General features: G+C 71.7%; 17 protein-coding genes. 14 read left to right on the top strand and 3 right to left on the bottom strand.

The genetic code is table 11. The annotated features are described in order from the left end of the window. Nucleotides 1-83 precede the first annotated feature (83 nt). The 11 genes from IM767_RS16115 (at nt 84) to IM767_RS16165 (ending at nt 12,215) form a co-directional block, all read left to right on the top strand. Nucleotides 84-1,424, top strand: a complete 1,341-nt coding sequence (locus tag IM767_RS16115; protein ID WP_109208826.1) for a SufS family cysteine desulfurase — start codon at nt 84-86, stop codon at nt 1,422-1,424. Further along, entirely contained in the window at nt 1,421-1,894 is a 474-nt protein-coding gene (gene sufU / locus IM767_RS16120; RefSeq protein ID WP_109208825.1) for a Fe-S cluster assembly sulfur transfer protein SufU, read from the top strand. The genes IM767_RS16115 and sufU overlap by 4 nt, the downstream gene beginning before the upstream one ends. A gap of 141 nt (nt 1,895-2,035) precedes the next feature. Next, nucleotides 2,036-2,485, top strand: coding sequence for a CHRD domain-containing protein (locus IM767_RS16125; protein ID WP_109208824.1), 450 nt, complete (start codon nt 2,036-2,038; stop codon nt 2,483-2,485). Between the two features lie 289 nt (nt 2,486-2,774). Then, nucleotides 2,775-2,915 carry a hypothetical protein gene (locus IM767_RS16130; RefSeq protein WP_162564196.1) on the top strand — a complete coding sequence of 47 codons (141 nt, stop codon included), beginning with the start codon at nt 2,775-2,777 and terminating at the stop codon, nt 2,913-2,915. Then, nucleotides 2,912-3,001 carry a potassium-transporting ATPase subunit F gene (locus IM767_RS16135; RefSeq protein ID WP_109208823.1) on the top strand — a complete coding sequence of 30 codons (90 nt, stop codon included), beginning with the start codon at nt 2,912-2,914 and terminating at the stop codon, nt 2,999-3,001. Before IM767_RS16130 ends, IM767_RS16135 begins: the two co-directional genes overlap by 4 nt. Next, nucleotides 3,001-4,701, top strand: coding sequence for a potassium-transporting ATPase subunit KdpA (kdpA, locus tag IM767_RS16140; protein ID WP_109208822.1), 1,701 nt, complete (start codon nt 3,001-3,003; stop codon nt 4,699-4,701). The genes IM767_RS16135 and kdpA overlap by 1 nt, the downstream gene beginning before the upstream one ends. 3 nt (nt 4,702-4,704) lie before the next feature. Further along, the gene (gene kdpB / locus IM767_RS16145) at nt 4,705-6,924 is read left to right on the top strand and encodes a potassium-transporting ATPase subunit KdpB (RefSeq protein WP_109208821.1); all 2,220 of its coding nucleotides are present in this window, start codon (nt 4,705-4,707) and stop codon (nt 6,922-6,924) included. Nucleotides 6,925-6,946: 22 nt separating this feature from the next. Beyond that, nucleotides 6,947-7,558, top strand: a complete 612-nt coding sequence (gene kdpC / locus IM767_RS16150) for a potassium-transporting ATPase subunit KdpC (RefSeq protein ID WP_239453108.1) — start codon at nt 6,947-6,949, stop codon at nt 7,556-7,558. Between the two features lie 139 nt (nt 7,559-7,697). Continuing rightward, entirely contained in the window at nt 7,698-10,220 is a 2,523-nt protein-coding gene (locus IM767_RS16155; RefSeq protein WP_109208820.1) for a DUF4118 domain-containing protein, read from the top strand. Continuing rightward, complete coding sequence (locus tag IM767_RS16160) at nt 10,217-10,900, top strand: response regulator (protein WP_109208819.1); 684 nt, start codon at nt 10,217-10,219, stop codon at nt 10,898-10,900. Before IM767_RS16155 ends, IM767_RS16160 begins: the two co-directional genes overlap by 4 nt. A 352-nt stretch (nt 10,901-11,252) precedes the next feature. Further along, nucleotides 11,253-12,215 (top strand): hypothetical protein, encoded by a 963-nt coding sequence (locus tag IM767_RS16165; RefSeq protein ID WP_109208818.1) that lies wholly within the window; start codon nt 11,253-11,255, stop codon nt 12,213-12,215. Nucleotides 12,216-12,348: 133 nt separating this feature from the next. On the opposite strand, the gene IM767_RS16170 is transcribed toward IM767_RS16165, so the two are convergent. The 3 genes from IM767_RS16170 to IM767_RS16180 are packed head-to-tail and all read right to left on the bottom strand — an operon-like array spanning nt 12,349 to nt 14,679. Further along, nucleotides 12,349-13,227, bottom strand: a complete 879-nt coding sequence (locus IM767_RS16170; protein WP_109208817.1) for an alpha/beta fold hydrolase — start codon at nt 13,225-13,227, stop codon at nt 12,349-12,351. Between the two features lie 22 nt (nt 13,228-13,249). Further along, entirely contained in the window at nt 13,250-14,230 is a 981-nt protein-coding gene (locus IM767_RS16175; protein ID WP_109208816.1) for an SRPBCC family protein, read from the bottom strand. A 2-nt stretch (nt 14,231-14,232) separates the two neighbouring features. Next, a complete protein-coding gene (locus tag IM767_RS16180; protein WP_109208815.1) occupies nt 14,233-14,679 on the bottom strand; it encodes an ArsR/SmtB family transcription factor in 447 nt (148 codons plus the stop codon). A gap of 217 nt (nt 14,680-14,896) precedes the next feature. Here IM767_RS16180 and purL point away from each other — a divergent pair, with 217 nt between their 5' ends. The 3 genes from purL (at nt 14,897) to IM767_RS16195 (ending at nt 18,382) form a co-directional block, all read left to right on the top strand. Continuing rightward, nucleotides 14,897-17,230, top strand: coding sequence for a phosphoribosylformylglycinamidine synthase subunit PurL (purL, locus tag IM767_RS16185; protein WP_109208814.1), 2,334 nt, complete (start codon nt 14,897-14,899; stop codon nt 17,228-17,230). A gap of 129 nt (nt 17,231-17,359) precedes the next feature. Then, complete coding sequence (locus IM767_RS16190; RefSeq protein ID WP_192633022.1) at nt 17,360-17,497, top strand: hypothetical protein; 138 nt, start codon at nt 17,360-17,362, stop codon at nt 17,495-17,497. Nucleotides 17,498-17,575: 78 nt separating this feature from the next. Beyond that, a complete protein-coding gene (locus IM767_RS16195) occupies nt 17,576-18,382 on the top strand; it encodes a hypothetical protein (RefSeq protein WP_109208813.1) in 807 nt (268 codons plus the stop codon). The last annotated feature ends 38 nt before the right edge of the window (nt 18,383-18,420 follow it).

Raw genomic sequence — 18,420 nt, forward strand, 5'->3', positions numbered from 1 at the left:
CGCAGTTCGTGACACCGGAGAGGGCGCCGCCGCCGTGCAGGCATCCAGGCCCCGGGCGGCGGCATCCCGCATACCCTTGAAGGGTGACCGTTCCCGCCTCTGCCGCCTCCCCGGCCGCCCTCCTCGACGCCGATGCGCTGCGCGCGGACTTCCCGCTGCTCGGCCAGAAGGTCAACGGCGAGCGCCTGGTCTACCTCGACTCGGGGGCGACGAGCCAGAAGCCGCGGGCGGTCATCGACGCCGAGGTCGACTTCCTCACGCGTGCGAACTCCGCCGTGCACCGCGGGGCGCACACGCTCGCGGCCGAGGCGACCGAGCTCTTCGAGGACGCCCGCGCGACGGTGGCCGGCTTCGTGGGCGCGCGGCCGGAGCAGCTCGTCTGGACGAGCGGCGCGACGGCCGGACTCAACCTCGTCGCCTACGCGATCGGCAATGCCTCGATCGGCCGGGGCGCCCCCGCGAGCGCGCGCTTCGCCCTGCGCCCGGGCGACGAGATCGTGGTCACCGAGAGCGAGCACCACGCGAACCTCATCCCCTGGCAGGAGCTGGCGGCGCGCACCGGTGCGGTGCTGCGGCACGTCCCCGTCCGCGAGGACGGGACGCTGGACACGGATGCCGCGGCCGCCGTCATCTGCGAGCGCACGCGCGTCGTCGCCTTCACGCATGTCTCCAACGTGCTCGGCATCGTGAACCCGGTCGATCGGCTGGTGGCTCTCGCGCAGGCGGTCGGAGCCGTCACCGTGCTCGATGCGTGCCAGTCCGCCCCGCACCTGCCGCTGGACCTGCCCGCCCTGGGCGTGGACCTCGCCGTGTTCTCGGGCCACAAGATGCTCGGCCCGTACGGCGTCGGCGGGCTCTACGGCCGCGCGGACGTGCTCGCGGCGCTCCCGCCCTTCCTCACCGGCGGCTCGATGATCACGACGGTCACGCTCGATGAGGCGTCGTATCTTCCGCCCCCGCAGCGGTTCGAAGCGGGCACGCAGCCGGTGTCGCAGGCGATCGGCCTCGCCGCCGCTGTGCGCTACCTCGACCGCGTCGGCATGGATGCCGTCCACGCGCACGAGAAGGCGCTCGAAGCCCGGATGGGCGAGGGCCTGCGGTCCATCCCCGGCGTGCGGCTGCTCGGCGACCCTTCGACAAGCTCAGGGACCGGGGCCGGAAGCTCAGGGACCGGCGTGGTCGAGCGCGTCGGGCTCTGGTCGTTCGACGTGGAGGGCGTGCACGCGCACGATGTCGGCCAGTTCCTCGACGCCCGCGGCGTCGCCGTGCGCGTCGGCCACCACTGCGCGCAGCCGCTCCACCGCCGCTTCGGGCTGACCGCCTCGGTGCGCGCCTCGACCGCTCTGTACAACACCGACCACGACGTGGACGTGTTCCTCGACGCGCTCTCCGGCGTCCGCTCGTTCTTCGGAGCCGGCGCATGAACGGCCTCGAGTCGCTGTACCAGGAGCTGATCCTCGACCACTCCAAGCGCCCGCACGGCAAGGGGCTCGCCCCCGAAGCCGCCGCAGACGCTGCTCACAGCCAGCGGGTCGCGACGTCCTTCCAGCGCAACCCGATCTGCGGCGACGAGATCACCCTCCGCGTGCGCCTGTCCGACGACGGCACGATCGTCGAGGAGGTCACGTGGGACGGCGCCGGCTGCTCGATCTCGCAGGCGTCGGCGTCGATGCTCGCCGCGCTGATCGAGGAGGAGGAGCGGATGCCGCGGGCCGAGGCATCCGTCCTCGTCGAAGGCTTCCGCGAGGCGCTGCGCTCCCGCGGCGAGATCGCGCTGGACGAAGAGGTCTTCGGCGACGCCGCCGCCCTGTCGGGCGTCTCGAAGTTCACCGCCCGCGTGAAGTGCGCGATGCTCGCGTGGGTCGCGTTCGAGGACGCCGTCGCCCGCGCCTGAGACCGCGCCGGATCTCTTGATCCGACCCACAAGTGGTGAGGCGACCCGAGGACCTGGCGGCGCCCGCGCCCTGGTGCAAGACTTCGCACACCACCTGTGCGCCAGCACGCCCGGGGCGGTGGCTTGGACGGGAGGAAGTCCATGCGCAGGCAACTCATCATGGGAGCAGTGGCGGGCCTCGTCGCGGCGCTCGCGTTCGCGGGCGTGGCACAGGCCGACGACGGGGGCAGGCCGTTCACGGTCACCCTGACGGGTGCGGCCGAGGTGCCCGGTCCCGGCGATCCGGATGCGAGCGGCACGGCGTCGCTGCGGCTGAATCCGGGGCAGGGCGAGATCTGCCTCGACATCGAATGGGCGGACATCGACGGAATGGTGACGGCCGGTCACATCCACGCGGGTGAGGCCACGGTCGCAGGGCCCGTCGTGGTGCCCCTGTTCGCGGGCGGGCTCGACGGAACCGACAGCGTCAGCGGCTGCGTTGCCGCCGACCGCGGGCTCATCCTCGACATCATCCGCGACCCGGACGGCTACTACGTCAACGTCCACAGCTCGGTGTTCCCCGCCGGCGCGATCCGGGGGCAGCTGGGCTAGCGACTCTCCCTCAGGCAGCTGGGCTCGCGTCGACGAGCTCAGAGTTCTCGTGTGCCCGCGAGCAGGCACCGGAGCGAGGTCGTCTCCCGCGCGAAGCGAGACGCCGCGCGCGAGCCCTGCGCGCGAGCCTGCGCGCGTCAGGGCCGCGTGAGGGTGAGCACGGCGGGCGTTCGGATTCCGTGAGGACCGCACTGGCGGGATCGGCCTCCCGGTTGCATCGGATGCACGCCCGCGACTCGCGGGCGGACGCACGGCGCGTGTCGTGCGGCAGCACCCACCGGGAGTTCCTGTGCTCGATGTCATCTACCTCGCCACGACGATCGCGCTGTTCGCGCTCGTCGGTCTGATCGCGAAGGGAGCGGGAAGACTCGTCGCGAACGCCACCGGTCCCGCGAACCGCGGCGCGCAGCGCGGGGAGGATCGGTCATGATCTTCTTCTCGCTCCTGGCCGCGGCGCTCGGGATCGCCGCGATCGCGTACCTCGTCGTCGCCCTCGTCAAGCCCGAGCGCTTCTGATGGACGCCTCGACAGGCTCCGCGAGCGGGGTGGTGTGGACCGGCATCCTGCAGATCGCCACCGTCCTGCTCATCCTCGGACTGCTCTACCGCCCGCTCGGCGACTGGATCGCCCGCACCTACACCGCCGGCAAGGACTGGCGCATCGAGCGGGGGATGTACCGCCTGGTCCGCGTCGATCCCGCGTCCGAGCAGACCTGGCAGGCGTACGCGCGCGGCGTGCTCGCGTTCTCGCTCGTCGGCGTGCTGTTCGTCTACGCGCTGCAGCGCCTCCAGGCCGTGCTGCCGTATTCGCTCGGCCTGCCGGCCGTGCCGGAGGGGCTGGCGTTCAACACGGCGGTGTCGTTCGTCACGAATACGAACTGGCAGTCGTACTCGCCCGAACTCACGTTGGGCTACACCGTGCAGCTCGCCGGGCTCGCGGTGCAGAACTTCGTCTCGGCCGCCGTCGGAATCGCCGTGGCCATCGCCCTCGTCCGCGGGTTCGCGCGGCGCGGTGCGGCGACGATCGGCAACTTCTGGGTCGACCTGACGCGCGGGATCACGAGGCTGCTGCTGCCGCTCGCGCTGGTCTCGGCGCTGGCGCTCGTCGCCGCCGGTGTGGTGCAGAACTTCGCCGGGTTCGTCGACGTCGGCACCGTCGCCGGGGGCACCCAGTCGCTCCCCGGCGGGCCGGTCGCGTCGCAGGAGGCCATCAAGCTCCTCGGCACCAACGGCGGCGGGTTCTTCAACGCGAACTCCGCCCACCCGTTCGAGAACCCCACACCGTGGTCGAACGTGCTCGAGATCCTGCTGCTGCTGGCCATACCGGTCGCCATGCCGCGTGCGTTCGGCCGGATGGTCGGAGACGATCGCCAGGGGCTCGCGATCCTCAGCGTGATGGCGGGGATCGCGATCGTCTCGATCGCCGCGGTGACGTGGCTCGAGTCGCTCGGCCTCGGCACCGCACCGCAGCTGGCCGGCGGCGCGATGGAGGGCAAGGAGGTCCGCTACGGCATCTGGGGCTCGACCCTGTTCGCCGGCGCGACCACCCTCACCTCCACGGGCGCCGTCAACTCGATGCACGACTCCTACACCGCCCTGGGCGGCATGATCCCGATGATCAACATGATGCTCGGCGAGATCGCCCCCGGCGGGGTCGGCTCAGGGCTCTACGGCATGCTCGTGCTCGCCATCATCGCGGTGTTCGTCGGCGGCCTGCTGGTCGGGCGCACCCCGGAGTATCTCGGCAAGAAGATCGGCCCGGCCCAGATCAAGCTCGCGAGCCTCTACATCCTCGTGACGCCGGCACTCGTGCTCACGGGCACCGCGCTGAGCTTCGGCATCCCGGCCGTCCGTGCCGACCTCGAGGCCACGTCGATCTGGAACCCGGGCGTGCACGGCCTCGGCGAAGTGCTCTACGCCTTCACCTCGGCTGCGAACAACAACGGCTCGGCCTTCGCGGGACTCACCGCGAACACCCCGTGGCTCAACACGGCGCTCGGCGTCGCGATGCTGCTCGGCCGCTTCGTGCCGATGGTGCTCGTACTGGCCCTGGCCGGGTCGCTCGCGGCACAGCGCACGGTGCCCTCCACCACGGGCACGCTGCCCACGCACCGGCCGCAGTTCGTCGGCCTGCTCGGCGTCGTCGCGGTCGTGATCACCGCACTCACCTACTTCCCCGTTCTCACGCTGGGTCCCCTGGCTGAAGGGCTCGTCTGACACATGTCCACCTCCACGCTCGTTCCCGAGCCCACCCACCGCCCCGTCTCCGGCTCGAAGACTGCCGGCTCCCCCAAGGCGCCCGCGCGCGCGTTCAGCGGGGCGCAGCTCCTCCAGGCCCTCCCCGGTGCGCTGCGCAAGCTGAATCCCGCGGCGCTGTGGCGCAACCCCGTCATGTTCCTCGTCTGGGTGGGCGCCGCCCTCACCACCGTGATCGCGATCGCCGAGCCCTTCCTCGGCGGCGCCGAGGAGTCGGGCGGAACCGTCGTCCCGTCCGGCTTCACGTGGGGCATCGCCCTCTGGCTGTGGCTGACCGTGCTCTTCGCCAACCTCGCCGAGTCGGTCGCCGAGGGGCGCGGCAAGGCTCAGGCCGCGACGCTCCGCCAGACCCGCACGTCGACGATGGCGCGCCGCGTCGCCTCCTACGGTGCGGGGACGGATGCCGCGGCCCTCGACGCCGAGACGGTCGAGGTCGCATCGTCCGACCTCGCGCTCGGCGATGTCGTGATCGTGGCCGCCGGCGAGCTGATCCCCGGCGACGGCGACATCGTCCAGGGCATCGCGACGGTCGACGAGTCCGCCATCACGGGCGAGTCGGCCCCCGTCGTGCGCGAATCGGGCGGTGACCGCTCCGCGGTCACCGGCGGCACCCGGGTCCTCTCGGACCGGATCGTCGTGCGCATCACCTCCAAGCCCGGTGAGACCTTCGTCGACCGCATGATCGCGCTCGTCGAAGGGGCGAGCCGTCAGAAGACGCCCAACGAGATCGCGCTGGGCATCCTGCTGGCAAGCCTCTCGATCGTCTTCGTGATCGTCGTGCTGACGCTCAACCCCATCGCCTCGTACGCCGCGGCGCCGGTGAGCATCCCCGTGCTGATCGCACTGCTGGTGTGCCTCATCCCGACCACGATCGGCGCTCTGCTGTCGGCGATCGGCATCGCCGGCATGGACCGGCTCGTTCAGCGCAACGTGCTGGCGATGTCGGGCCGCGCGGTCGAGGCGGCGGGCGACGTGACGACGCTGCTGCTGGACAAGACCGGCACGATCACCTACGGCAACCGCCGCGCCGCGGACTTCGTCGCGCTGCCCGGGGTCGGGGAGGACGAGCTCGCGCGCGCGGCCGCCCTCTCGTCGCTGGCCGACCCGACTCCCGAGGGCGTCTCCGTCGTCGAGCTCGCCGCGCTCCGCGGCATCCGGGTCACCGAGCCCGCGGGCTCGGTGGTGGTGCCCTTCACAGCGCAGACCCGCATGAGCGGCGTCGACCTCGCCGACGGCACCCAGGTGCGCAAGGGCGCCGGCTCGGCGGTGCTCGCGTGGCTCGAGGCATCCGCCTTCGCCGTGCCGGCATCGCTGCGCGCTCAGCTCGCGAGCGAGACGGATGCGATCGCGCAGTCCGGCGGCACGCCGCTCGTGGTCGCGACCCTTCGACAGGCTCAGGGACCGGATGAGGTCGGCGAGGCACAGGTCGCCGAGCCTGTCGAAGCGCGGCTGCTCGGCGTCGTCCACCTCAAGGACATCGTCAAGGACGGCCTGCGCGAGCGGTTCGAGGAGCTGCGCGCCATGGGCATCCGCACCGTCATGATCACCGGCGACAACCCCCTCACCGCCGCGGCGATCGCGAAGGAGGCCGGCGTCGACGACTACCTCGCCGAGGCCACGCCCGAAGACAAGCTCGCGCTCATCCGGCGCGAGCAGCAGGGCGGTGCGCTCGTCGCGATGACCGGCGACGGCACCAACGACGCGCCCGCGCTCGCGCAGGCCGACGTCGGCGTCGCGATGAACACCGGCACCTCGGCCGCGAAGGAGGCCGGCAACATGGTCGACCTCGACAGCGACCCGACGAAGCTCATCGACATCGTGCGCATCGGCAAGCAGCTGCTGATCACGCGCGGGGCGCTGACCACGTTCTCGCTGGCCAACGACATCGCGAAGTACTTCGCGATCATCCCCGCGATGTTCATGGGCGTCTTCCCCGGGCTCGCCGCGCTGAACGTCATGCAGCTGAGCTCGCCGGCCTCGGCGGTGACGAGCGCGATCATCTTCAACGCCGTGGTCATCGTGTTCCTCATCCCCCTCGCATTGCGCGGCGTGACCTACCGCCCGGCGAGCGCGTCGCAGATCCTCAGCCGCAACCTGCTCGTCTACGGCTTGGGCGGCGTGATCGCCCCCTTCATCGGCATCAAGCTCATCGACCTCGTCGTGAGCCTCATCCCGGGCTTCTGAGCCCGCTCGTCAGGAGACGCACGTGTCCACTTCCACCCGCACCACCGTCCGCACCGCCGGCGTCGCCGTCCGCGCGATGCTCGTGCTCACCCTCGTGCTCGGCGTCGGCTACACCGCCCTGGTCACCGTCATCGGCCAGCTCGCCCTTCCCTGGCAGGCGAACGGGTCCGTCGTCCACGACGCCGCCGGCGAGACCGTCGGGTCGTCCCTCATCGGGCAGTCCTTCACGGATGCCTCGGGCGCGGCGTTGCCGGAGTACTTCCAGTCGCGGCCCTCTGCCGCCGGCGACGGGTACGACGCCGGCGCGTCGAGCGGATCCAACCTCGGCCCGGAGAACGCCGACCTCGTCACCGCGATCGAGCAGCGCCTTGCGGCGATGGCAGAGCTCGAGGGCGTCGCCCCGTCGGAGATCCCCGCCGATGCGGTGACCGCGTCGGGGTCCGGCCTCGATCCGCACATCAGCCCCGCGTACGCGCTGCTGCAGGTGCCGCGCGTCGCCGAAGCCCGCGGACTCGATGAGGCGGCGGTCCAGGCACTGGTCGAGACGCACGTCCAGCAGCGCGACCTCGGCTACCTCGGGGAGCCCCGGGTGAACGTGGTCGAGCTCAACCTCGCGCTCGATGCGCTGAGGTGATGATCGTGCGCGGGGTCGCAGCATCCGTCCGCCCTTCCCGGTTCGGGGCGCACGCCGAACGCCCGGGGCGCACGCGACGCGCCCGGAGCGTTCGCACCGCCCCCGGAACCGGCGCGCACGGAAGAAATAGGGTGAGCACGTGAAGCGCGGCAAGCTGCGGGTGCTGCTCGGTGCGGCGCCCGGCGTCGGCAAGACGTACGAGATGCTCGAAGAGGGCCGCCGCCTCGCCGACGACGGGCGAGACGTCGTCGTCGCGGTCGTCGAGACGCACGGGCGCGCCGCGACGGCGGCACTCACCGAGGGCATGACCGTCCTGCCGCGCACCGTGGTGTCGCACCGCGGGGTCGAGCTCACCGAGATGGACCTCGAGGGCGTGCTCGAGAGGCATCCCGAGATCGCGCTCGTCGACGAACTCGCACACACCAATGCCCCGGGCCTTCGCCACGCGAAGCGGTGGCAGGACGTCGACGACCTCCTCGACGCCGGCATCGACGTCATCACGACGGTCAACGTGCAGCACATCGAGTCGCTCGGCGACGTGGTCGAGCAGATCACGGGCGTCGCGCAGCGCGAGACGGTTCCGGATGCCGTCGTCCGAGGCGCCGACCAGGTCGAGGTGATCGACCTCTCGCCCCAGTCGCTGCGCGACCGGCTCTCGGCCGGCCAGGTCTACCCGGCGGAGCGCATCGATGCCGCGCTGTCGAACTACTTCCGGCTCGGCAACCTGACGGCGCTGCGCGAACTGGCGCTGCTGTGGCTGGCCGACGAGGTCGACAGCGCGCTGAAGAGCTATCGCGCCGAGCACGGCATCGAGGGCACCTGGCAGGCCCGCGAGCGCGTCGTCGTCGCCCTCACCGGCGGCCCGGAGGGCGAGACGCTGGTGCGACGGGGCGCACGGATCGCGGCCCGGTCGGCCGGCGGCGAGCTGCTCGCCGTCCACGTGTCGGGTCAGGACGGTCTGCGCGCGGGGGATCCCGGCGCATTGGCGGCTCAGCGGGCGCTGGTCGAGTCGCTCGGCGGCACCTACCACCAGATCGTCGGCGACGACATCCCGCGGGCGCTGGTCGAATTCGCCCGCTCCGCGAACGCGACCCAGCTCGTGATCGGCGCGAGCCGCCGCGGCAGGTTCGCCGCCGCGCTCACCGGCCCGGGCATCGGCGCGACCGTCGTGCGCGAGTCCGGTGACATCGACGTGCACATCGTGACCCATGCGGCCGCGGGCGGGCGCTTCGCGCTCCCTCGTGTCAGCGGCGGCGCGCTGAGCGTGAAGCGACGGCTTCTCGGCTTCGCGCTGGCCCTGGTCGGCGGCCCGCTCCTGACCTGGTTCCTGGTCGCGATCCGCAACGAGGACACGATCACGAGCGATGTGCTGGCCTACCAGCTGCTCGTCGTGCTGGTCGCCCTCGTCGGCGGCATCTGGCCCGCCGTGTTCGCGGCGGTCATGTCGGGCTTCACCCTGAACTACTTCTTCGTCGCGCCGTACTACACGGTCTCGGTCGCCGACCCGCGGAACGTCTGGGCGCTCATCCTCTACGTCGTGATCGCGGTGCTGGTGAGCTTCATCGTCGACCGCGCGGCCCGTGCCGCGCGCGCCGCCCGGCGCTCCGAGGCCGAGGCGGAGCTGCTGGCGAACGTCGCGGGCAGCGTGCTGCGCGGCGAGTCCGCGGTGCCGGCGCTCGTCAGCCGCACGCGCGAGTCGCTCGGGCTCGCCGGCGTGCGGCTCGTCGACGCCGACGGCACGATCCTCGCCACCGACGGCGAGCCGGTGCGCGACGGCCGCTTCGACGCGGTGACCGTGAGCCGCCGCAACGGCGGGCCGCCGGCGATGCTCGAGCTGCACGGGCACGGGCTGGATGCGTCGGAGCGGCGTCTCGTCGACGCCGTGGCGGCCCAGCTCGCCGCGGCCCTGGAGCACACCGATCTCACCGAGACGGCGCGAGAGGCGGGCGTGCTCGCCGAGACGGATCAGGTGCGCAGCGCGCTGCTGTCCGCGGTCAGCCACGACCTTCGCCGCCCGCTCGCGGCCGCGGTCGCCGCGATCGGCGGCATCCGCGCCGCCGGATCCCACCTGTCGGCCGAGGACCGCGCCGAGCTGCTGGCCACGGCCGACGAGTCACTTGCGACGCTGTCGGCGCTCGTCACCGACCTGCTCGACGTCAGCCGCGTCGAGGCGGGAGTGCTGGCGGTGTCGCTGCAGCCCGTCGACAGCGCCGGCGTCGTGCTCGCCGCACTGGAGGAGCTCGGCGGCGGACCCGACCGGTTCGAGCTCGCGCTCGATCCCGACCTTCCCCTCGTGCGCGCCGACGCGGTGCTGCTGCAGCGGGTGCTCGTGAACGTGCTCGCGAACGCCTCGCGTCACTCCCCGGCCGATGCGCAGGTGCGGGTGTCGACGAGCCGCCTCGCCGGGACCGCCGAGATCCGCGTGGTCGACCACGGCGCCGGCGTCGCGTCCGAACGCCTCGACGACATGTTCACGCCCTTCCAGCGCCTCGGCGACACCGACAACACCACCGGCCTCGGCCTGGGGCTCGCGCTGTCGAAGGGATTCACCGAGGGAATGGGCGGTACGCTCACCCCCGAGCACACTCCCGGAGGAGGCCTCACCATGGTCATCGCGCTGCCCGTCGTGGATGCCGACGACGAGGCGGTGGTCCCGCGGTGAAGGTGCTCATCGCCGACGACGACCCCCAGCTCGTCCGCGCCCTGCGGATCACGCTGGCCGCTCACGGCTACGAGGTGGTCGCCGCGCCCGACGGTGCCGCCGCCATCGCCCTCGCGGCGAAGGAGCACCCCGACGTCGTCATGCTGGACCTCGGGATGCCGCGCCTGGACGGCGTCCAGGTCATCCAGGCGCTGCGCGGCTGGACCACCGTGCCGATCATCGTGGTGTCCGGCCGGACGGGCTCCGGCGACAAGGTGGAGGCGCTGGATGCCGGAGCCGACGACTACGTCACCAAGCCGTTCCAGATCGACGAGCTGCTGGCGCGGCTGCGCGCGCTGTCGCGGCGTGCGGTCGCGGCATCCGGCGCACCCGTCGTCTCTTTCGGCGACGTCGTCGTCGACCTCTCGACCAAGACGGTGACGCGCGCCGGTGAGCGCGTGCACCTGACGCCGACGGAGTGGCGCATCCTCGAGTTCCTGGCGCGCAATCCGGGTTCGCTCGTGACGCGCCAGGCGCTGCTCAAGGACATCTGGGGCACCGAGCAGGTCGCCGACACCGGCTACCTGCGGCTGTACATGTCGCAGCTGCGCAAGAAGCTCGAGGCCGACCCGGGGCACCCCGCGCACCTCCTCACCGAGTCCGGCATGGGATATCGGCTCATCGCCGACACCGCGGGCTGACGCGGCGCGCTGCGCTGTCAACCCGGCGCGGCAACCGCTGCACGTTCCTGCGACCGCTGCGTCGATTCGCGCAGCGCCTGCAGGAGAGTGCAGCACTCGCGACTCCACGCGGGACCGTCCCGGTGGTCGCGCCGGCCATGCCGTCGAAGGCTGGCCGGTGCCCGCCGCCTGTCGGCGCCGGACCGCAGGACACCACCGCTGCAGCTTCCTGCGACGGCTGCGTCGATCTGAACAGCAGTCGCAGGAGAGTGCAGCGTTCGCGCCTCCTCCCCAACCCGGCGCCGTCCAGGAGATCTCCACGGAGGTGGCAGGTGCCCCCGCACGACGCCCGCGAACAAGCCATCGTCGAGACATGTGGATGCACGCGCCACCCCTCACCACGGTGTTCCGGCGTCGAGAGAACGACGGCGAGCCGGTCAACGACCGCCGGCTGAGCGCGCGCGTCGCGCACGGCGACATCGTTCGCATCGCGCCGGGATCGTTCGTGCCCCGAAGCGACTGGGACGGTCTCACCCCGATGGCGAAGCACGCCCAGCGTGTGTGGGAGGCGTCCGCGCGTGCCCGGTCGCGGTTGATCGTCTCTCATCACGCGGCGGCGGCATTGCACGGCATCGACCGCATCGGCGAGTGGCCGACCGAGGTCGACGTGAGTACCGAGCCCGCGTCGGGCGGCCGCTCCAGCGGCTCGATCCGACGTCACGGCCGACGCCTCGACGGCGTGGAGACCCTGCCGTGGCTGGGGCATCTCGTCACGACACCTCTCCAGACCGCCATCGACCTGACCGCGTCGACGCGATTCCTCGAACGCGTCGTGGCCGCCGATCAGGCGCTGTGGGCTCGGCGGCCCGGCGGACCGCTGGTCGAGGCATCCGCTCTCATCGACGGTGCGCACAGCGTCGTGGGGCGAGGATCGGCGCGCGCGGCGCGTGCGGCCGACTTCGCGACGAGCCTGGCCGACAGCGTGCGTGAATCGCAGAGCCGGGTGCTGATGTCGGTGATGGGCTTCCCTCCTCCGACGCTTCAGGCGCGGTTCACCCTCTCTGACGGCAGCGATGCCTTCACGGACTTCTTCTGGCGCGAACATCGCCACATCGGAGAGTTCGACGGCGCAGGCAAGTATCGCGATCCCGCCCTGCTGCGCGCTCGCACGCCCGAGCAGGTCCTGCTCTTGGAGAAGGACAGAGAGGACGACCTGCGTCGCCAGGTCGCCGCCTTCTCACGTTGGCGGATGCCGGCGCTGCGGTCACCGCGCTCGCTCTACGACATCCTGCTCGGGGCGGGCCTGCCCACCTCCCGACCACGCCCCGCTCGCTGACCTCCGGCCGTCCGCGGCCTGCCGCCCGCTGCAGTTCCCTGCGACCGCGGCGCCGATCGGCACAGCGGTCGCAGGAAAGTGCAGCACTCGTCGCCAACGCCTCAGACCGTCGCGGCCCCGGCGCGTGCGTCGATCAGCCGAGGACCTCCCGGAGGCGGGCGGCGAAGCCCGCGGGGTCCCCCGGGTATCCCGGCTGGTCCATGAACCCACCGTGGTGGCTGGGGAACTCCGTGACCGGCCGGCCGACCGCGGCGGCGACCGTGCGGGCTCCGCGGGCGGCGAGGGAGCCGCCCGATTCGACGCCCACCGCGATCACGAGGCGGTCGCCCGGCTCCCGCAGCGCCGCGACGTCGATCTCGTAGGTGTTGAGCGCCGGCATGTTGCGCAGCAGCGGGTTCGTCCGCGAGCCGTCGTCGTCGCCCGACATCCCGAACATGGCCGGGTCGGGGGCGGGCCGCTCGAGGTAGTCGTCGGGGACGGGCCCGTCGAGCGTGACGAGCGCGATGAACTTGGCCATCGCTGCGCCGTCGCCCTGTGCGGCATAGGTGCGTTTCAGATCGGCGAGCACGTCGAGGACGGTGTCCCGATCAGGCAGCCCCGGAGCGAGGGGCGGTTCGTGCGCGACCGCTGTCCGCACGTCCTCGGGGTGAGCCGCCAGGAGCCGCAGCAGGGTCACGGCGCCGCCGCTCGTTCCGAAGGCGTCCACGGGGCCGACGCCGAGCGCCGAGATCACCCGGTGCAGATCCTCCGCGTGCTGCTCGACGCTGAGATCATCCGTGCCCACGGGGTTGCGCCCCGCGCCACGGGGGTCGTACGTGATCACGGGCCGGTCGGCCAGCTCACCGGCGAGCTGCAGGAAGCCGCTCGCATCCATCGGCGCACCGAAGACGAACAGGGCGGGCCGGTCATCCGTCGCCTCGTCGAGGCTCCCGTGCACGTCGTACGTGATCGCGTCCTCACCGTCGCCCACGACGTGGGTGGCGATGGCGCGTTCCGCGGTGTTCTCGCTCATCTCGTCCTCCGCTCCCACCGGATCAGACCCCGGCGAGCACGCCCTCCAGTCGCGCGTAGCTCGCCTCCATGCCGTCGGTCATGCCGGTGGCCAGGACGATGTCGCGCGTCTGCATGTCGGGGTACTCGATGAGGAGCGTGATCAGCGTGGCGCCGTCCTCCTCCTCGAGGTTCAGGTCGTTGAGCGTGGACGGGTAGTCGGTGCCGGTCATGTGCTCGGTGGTGACGGCGCGGCGGGGCGCCTCCGAGAGCACGGTCTCACCGTCGAAACCGAACTTCTCGCCCTCGGTGCCGTCGGTCGGCTCCCACTCGTAGCGGTACCTGCCGCCGACGGACGGGTCGACCTCGCACACCGACATCCGCCAGCCGTCGGGGCCGAGCATCCACTTCTCGAGCAGCTCGGGCTCCTGGTGGGCGCGCCACACCAGATCGCGCGGCCCCTCGATGAGGCGCGTGATCCGCACGTGCGTGTCGTCCAGGATCTCGGTCTGCGTGCCCTTGCCCTGCGCGTACTCGCGCAGGCCCGCGAGCACACGATCGAGCTGGTTGATCGCCATGGTCGAGCCCTCGACGGCGCCGAACGCGACGACCTGCTCGAGCGCCTCGGCCGAGGCGAAGTGCGAGACGTTGACCATGCGCGAGCCGGTCTCGGTCGGCTCGAACGTGAACACGACGCGCATCGTGGGCATGCCCTCGAGCGGGGCACCGTCCTCGTTGGCGAAGTTGTCGAGCACGGTGAAGCCGCGCGGTGCGTCGATCTCGAGGAACTCCCACGAGCCGTACGACTTCTCGCCCTGCGGGCTGGTCATGAAGTACACGGCTCGGCCGCCGACGGCGAAATCGAACGTCGGGAACGACGCGGGCCAGCCGGGAGGGCCCCAGAAGCGCTCCAGCTGGCTCGGGTCGGTGAAGGCCTGCCACAAGCGCTCGACGGGCGCCGCGAACTCGGCCTCGAGCGTCATCGTGAGCGCTTCGGCATCGGTGGTGACATCGGTGACGGGCATCGTCATTCTCCTTGCGTGTCGGTCCTGCGTGGGTCGTTCCTACGTGTGTCGGTCGTGCGTGCGTCGGTGCTGCCGGGAGCGGGTCGCTCGGTCGGATCGACGGATGCCGCGCCCTCCGGCACCGCCAGCAGCGCGTCGAGGCGGTCGATCCGAGCCCTCCACAGCTCCTCGTAGCGCGCGAGCAGCGCGCGGGCCCGGGCGATCATGGCCGGATCCGCTCGGACGAGCCGCTCACGGCCCTCTGCGCGCTTGACGATGAGGCCGGCCTCCTCGAGGACGGCGACGTGCTTCTGCACCGCGGCGAACGACATGTCGTATTCGCGAGCGAGGGCCGACACCGAGTGCTCGTCCTCGATCGCCCGGCGCAGGATGTCGCGCCGGGTCGCGGCCGCGAGCGCATGGAACACGCGGTCGATCTGTTCATCACTGAGATCCGTTCGTACAACCATTTGATTGTAGGTTAGGCCCGGGTCGTGGCATCCGTCAACCCCTTCTTCTCGATCCGCTGCGACGAGACCGGGGGATCCGCCCGAAACCGAGGACGAGGCGCTCGGGTCCGCCGGGGAATCCCCGGTCTCGTCGCGGGCGACGCACGAGACGAGCGGATGCCGCGGCCGAACTAGACTGGACCGGTCCGGCATCCCCGAATTTCTGGAGCTGAGCCGCGTGACCACCCCCTCCCAGACCGCCGTCGCCGACACCGTCGAGAACGCCGCCGCCACGCCCGAGAAGGAGCAGCCGTACGCGGCGCTCGGCCTCAAGCCCGACGAGTACGACCGGATCCGCGAGATCCTCGGCCGCCGGCCCACGTCGGGCGAGCTGGCGATGTACTCCGTCATGTGGTCGGAGCACTGCTCCTACAAGTCCTCGAAGATCTACCTCCGCAAGTTCGGCGAGAAGGTCTCGGACGAGATGAAGGAACGGCTCATGGTCGGCATGGGCCAGAACGCCGGCGTCGTCGACATCGGCGAGGGCTGGGCCGTCACCTTCAAGGTCGAGTCGCACAACCACCCGAGCTACATCGAGCCGTTCCAGGGCGCCGCGACCGGTGTCGGCGGCATCGTGCGCGACATCATCTCGATGGGCGCGCGTCCGGTCGCCGTCATGGACCAGCTGCGCTTCGGCGCCATCGACAACCCCGACACGGCGCGCGTCGTGCACGGCGTGGTCAGCGGCATCTCGTTCTACGGCAACTGCCTGGGCCTTCCGAACATCGGCGGCGAGACCGTGTTCGACGCGGTGTACCAGGGCAACCCCCTCGTCAACGCCCTCGCGGTGGGCGTCCTCCGCCACGAGGACCTCAAGCTCGCCAACGCCACCGGCGCCGGCAACAAGGTCGTGCTGTTCGGCGCCCGCACCGGCGGCGACGGCATCGGCGGGGCATCCATCCTCGCCTCCGACACGTTCGCCGACGGCGGCCCGACCAAGCGCCCCGCGGTGCAGGTCGGCGACCCGTTCGCCGAGAAGGTTCTCATCGAGTGCTGCCTGGAGCTGTACCGCGGCGAGCTCGTCGAGGCCATCCAGGACCTCGGCGCCGCCGGCATCTCGTGCGCGACGAGCGAGCTCGCCGCCAACGGCGGATCGGGCATGCGCGTCGACCTCGAGAAGGTGCTGCTGCGCGATCCCACGCTCACGCCGGAGGAGATCCTCATGAGCGAGAGCCAGGAGCGCATGATGGCGATCGTCGCGCCCGAGAAGCTCGACGCGTTCCTCGAGGTCGTCGGCAAGTGGGATGTCGAGACCTCCGTGCTCGGCGAGGTGACCGGCGACGGGCGCCTGCAGATCTTCTGGCACGGCGAGCAGATCGTCGACGTCGACCCCTCGACCGTCGCGGTCGACGGCCCCGTCTACGAGCGGCCGGTGGCCTACCCCACCTGGATCGACGCGCTGCGCGAGGACTCGGCATCCGCCCTCCCCCGCCCGACCGACGCCGAGACGCTGCGCGAGCAGTTCACCCGGCTTGTGGCGAGCCCGAACCTCGCCGACACGTCGTGGATCACGAACCAGTACGACTACTACGTCATGGGCAACACGGCACTGTCGTTCCCCGACGACGCCGGCATGATCCGCGTCGACGAGCACTCGGGTCTCGGGTTCGCGATCGCCACCGACTGCAACGGCCGCTACTGCCAGCTCGACCCGTACCAGGGCGCGAAGCTGGCCCTCGCCGAGGCGTACCGCAACGTCGCCGTCACGGGCGCCGAACCGACGGCTGTCACCGACTGCCTCAACTTCGGCTCGCCCGAGAACCCCGAGGTGATGTGGCAGTTCTCGCAGACCGTCGACGGCCTGTCGGACGCCTGCCTGGAGCTCGGCGTGCCCGTCACCGGCGGCAACGTCTCGTTCTACAACCAGACCGGCGACCAGCCGATCTTCCCGACGCCGGTCGTCGGCGTGCTCGGCATCATCGACGACGTCGCGCGCCGCATCCCGTCGGGCTGGCAGGACGCAGGCGAGAACATCTACCTCCTCGGCGTCACCTCCACGGAGCTGTCGGGTTCGCAGTGGGCGGGCACGATCCACGACCACCTCGGCGGACGCCCGCCGGCGGTCGACCTCGCGCAGGAGAAGAAGCTCGCCGAGCTGATCCACGCCGCCTCGCAGCAGTCGCTCGTCTCGTCGGCGCACGACCTGTCGTCGGGCGGTCTCGCCCAGGCGCTCGCAGAGGCGGTCATGCGCTTCGGCGTCGGCGCGCGCGTGTGGCTCAACGAGATCCAGGAGCGGGACGGGGTGGATGCCGCCACCGCCCTCTTCTCGGAGTCCACGGGCCGTGTCATCGTCACGGTGCCGCGCGAGGACGACGTCAAGTTCCGCGGGCTGTGCGAGGGCCGGGGGTACCCGGTGCTGCGCATCGGCGTGACGGATTCGGCTGCCGACGGCGACGAGCCGGCGCTCGAGGTGCAGAGCCTGTTCACGGTGCCCCTCGCCGAGCTGCGCGGCCTGTCGACGTCGACCCTCCCCGACGCCTTCGGCCCGATTATCACCGAGCACGCCGCCTGACGCGCTTCGTCTCGCTTCGCTCGCTCGACGACCGGAGGCCCGGTCGTCGAGCGGGGAACGAGCGAGGCTCGGTCGTTGAGCGAGCGAGTAACGAGCGAGACGAAACGGCGCGGACCCTAGACTGGTCGCATGGCGGCGGACGACGACGAGTACAGCGGTTTCAACGACACCCGGCAGCGCCGCGTCAAGATCATCGCGTGGGTGACGATCGTCGCCCTGATCCTCGTCGGCGGCGGCGCGACCGTCTTCGCGCTGCTGTTCGGCTGACGCCCACGGCGGGCGCGAGGTGAGGGTGTCAGCAGACTCCCGGCGACAACCGCGCTATATCGCGATTACCATGGCACCGTGGAGCCGATCCTCCTGATCGTGTCGAGCTGGTGGTGGATCGCTCCGGCCGCCGCGGGCGCCGGAGCGGCGACCTATGCCGGCCTGACGACGCGCAGCCGCCGCGCACGGCGGCTCGAACTCGACGCCGCTCGCGCCGAGGAGTCCCGCGCGTACCGCGAGCTGGTCGCGGCCAAGGCGCGCGTGCGCACGGCGCACGCCGACATGCTCGCGACGAAGTCGCGCACGACGGCGCCGCCCAGCCAGGCGGCGGCCGCACGCCGCGAGCTCCAGGAGGCGAAGCAGCTCGAGAAGACCGCGTCGCTCGAGCTGCGTGCCAGCCGTTCGCGCGTGAAGGCCGGCTACGAGCAGTACCGTGCGGCGACCGCGCAGGACCCGCTGCCGATCGACCGCCTCTGCGCCGCGCACGACGCCGTCAACACCCGCTGGCTCGCGTACGAGACCGACGTCGACAAGGCGCTGGCGTATCCGCAGATGACCGACCCGCGGCATCCGGCCACCATCGTCTTCCTGCGCGCGCAGCGCGAGGCGCTCGCGATGCGGCCGACGCTCCGCGACCGCGTGACGCCGCAGCAGTTCCTCGAGTACCGGATCGCCGTCCGTCATCTCGAGGCGACGTTCGCCGAGGCCGAGCGGCAGGCAGGCGTCCCCGGCGCCGCGCGCCCGACGTCGGCCGGCGCCACGGCCGCTGCGGGGCTGACGGCGGCCGCCGCGGTGCTCGCCGAGATCGCCGACCGGCTGCCGGCGCTGATCGCGCGGATCCCCCCGCCTCGGACGGGCGAACCACCCGCTGGCAGGGTGCCCTGAGCCCGACACAGCGGTGCGGGCGGCCGTTAGCATGACAG

This window comes from Microbacterium ureisolvens (genome assembly GCF_015278315.1).
Taxonomy (GTDB): Bacteria; Actinomycetota; Actinomycetes; order Actinomycetales; family Microbacteriaceae; genus Microbacterium; species Microbacterium ureisolvens.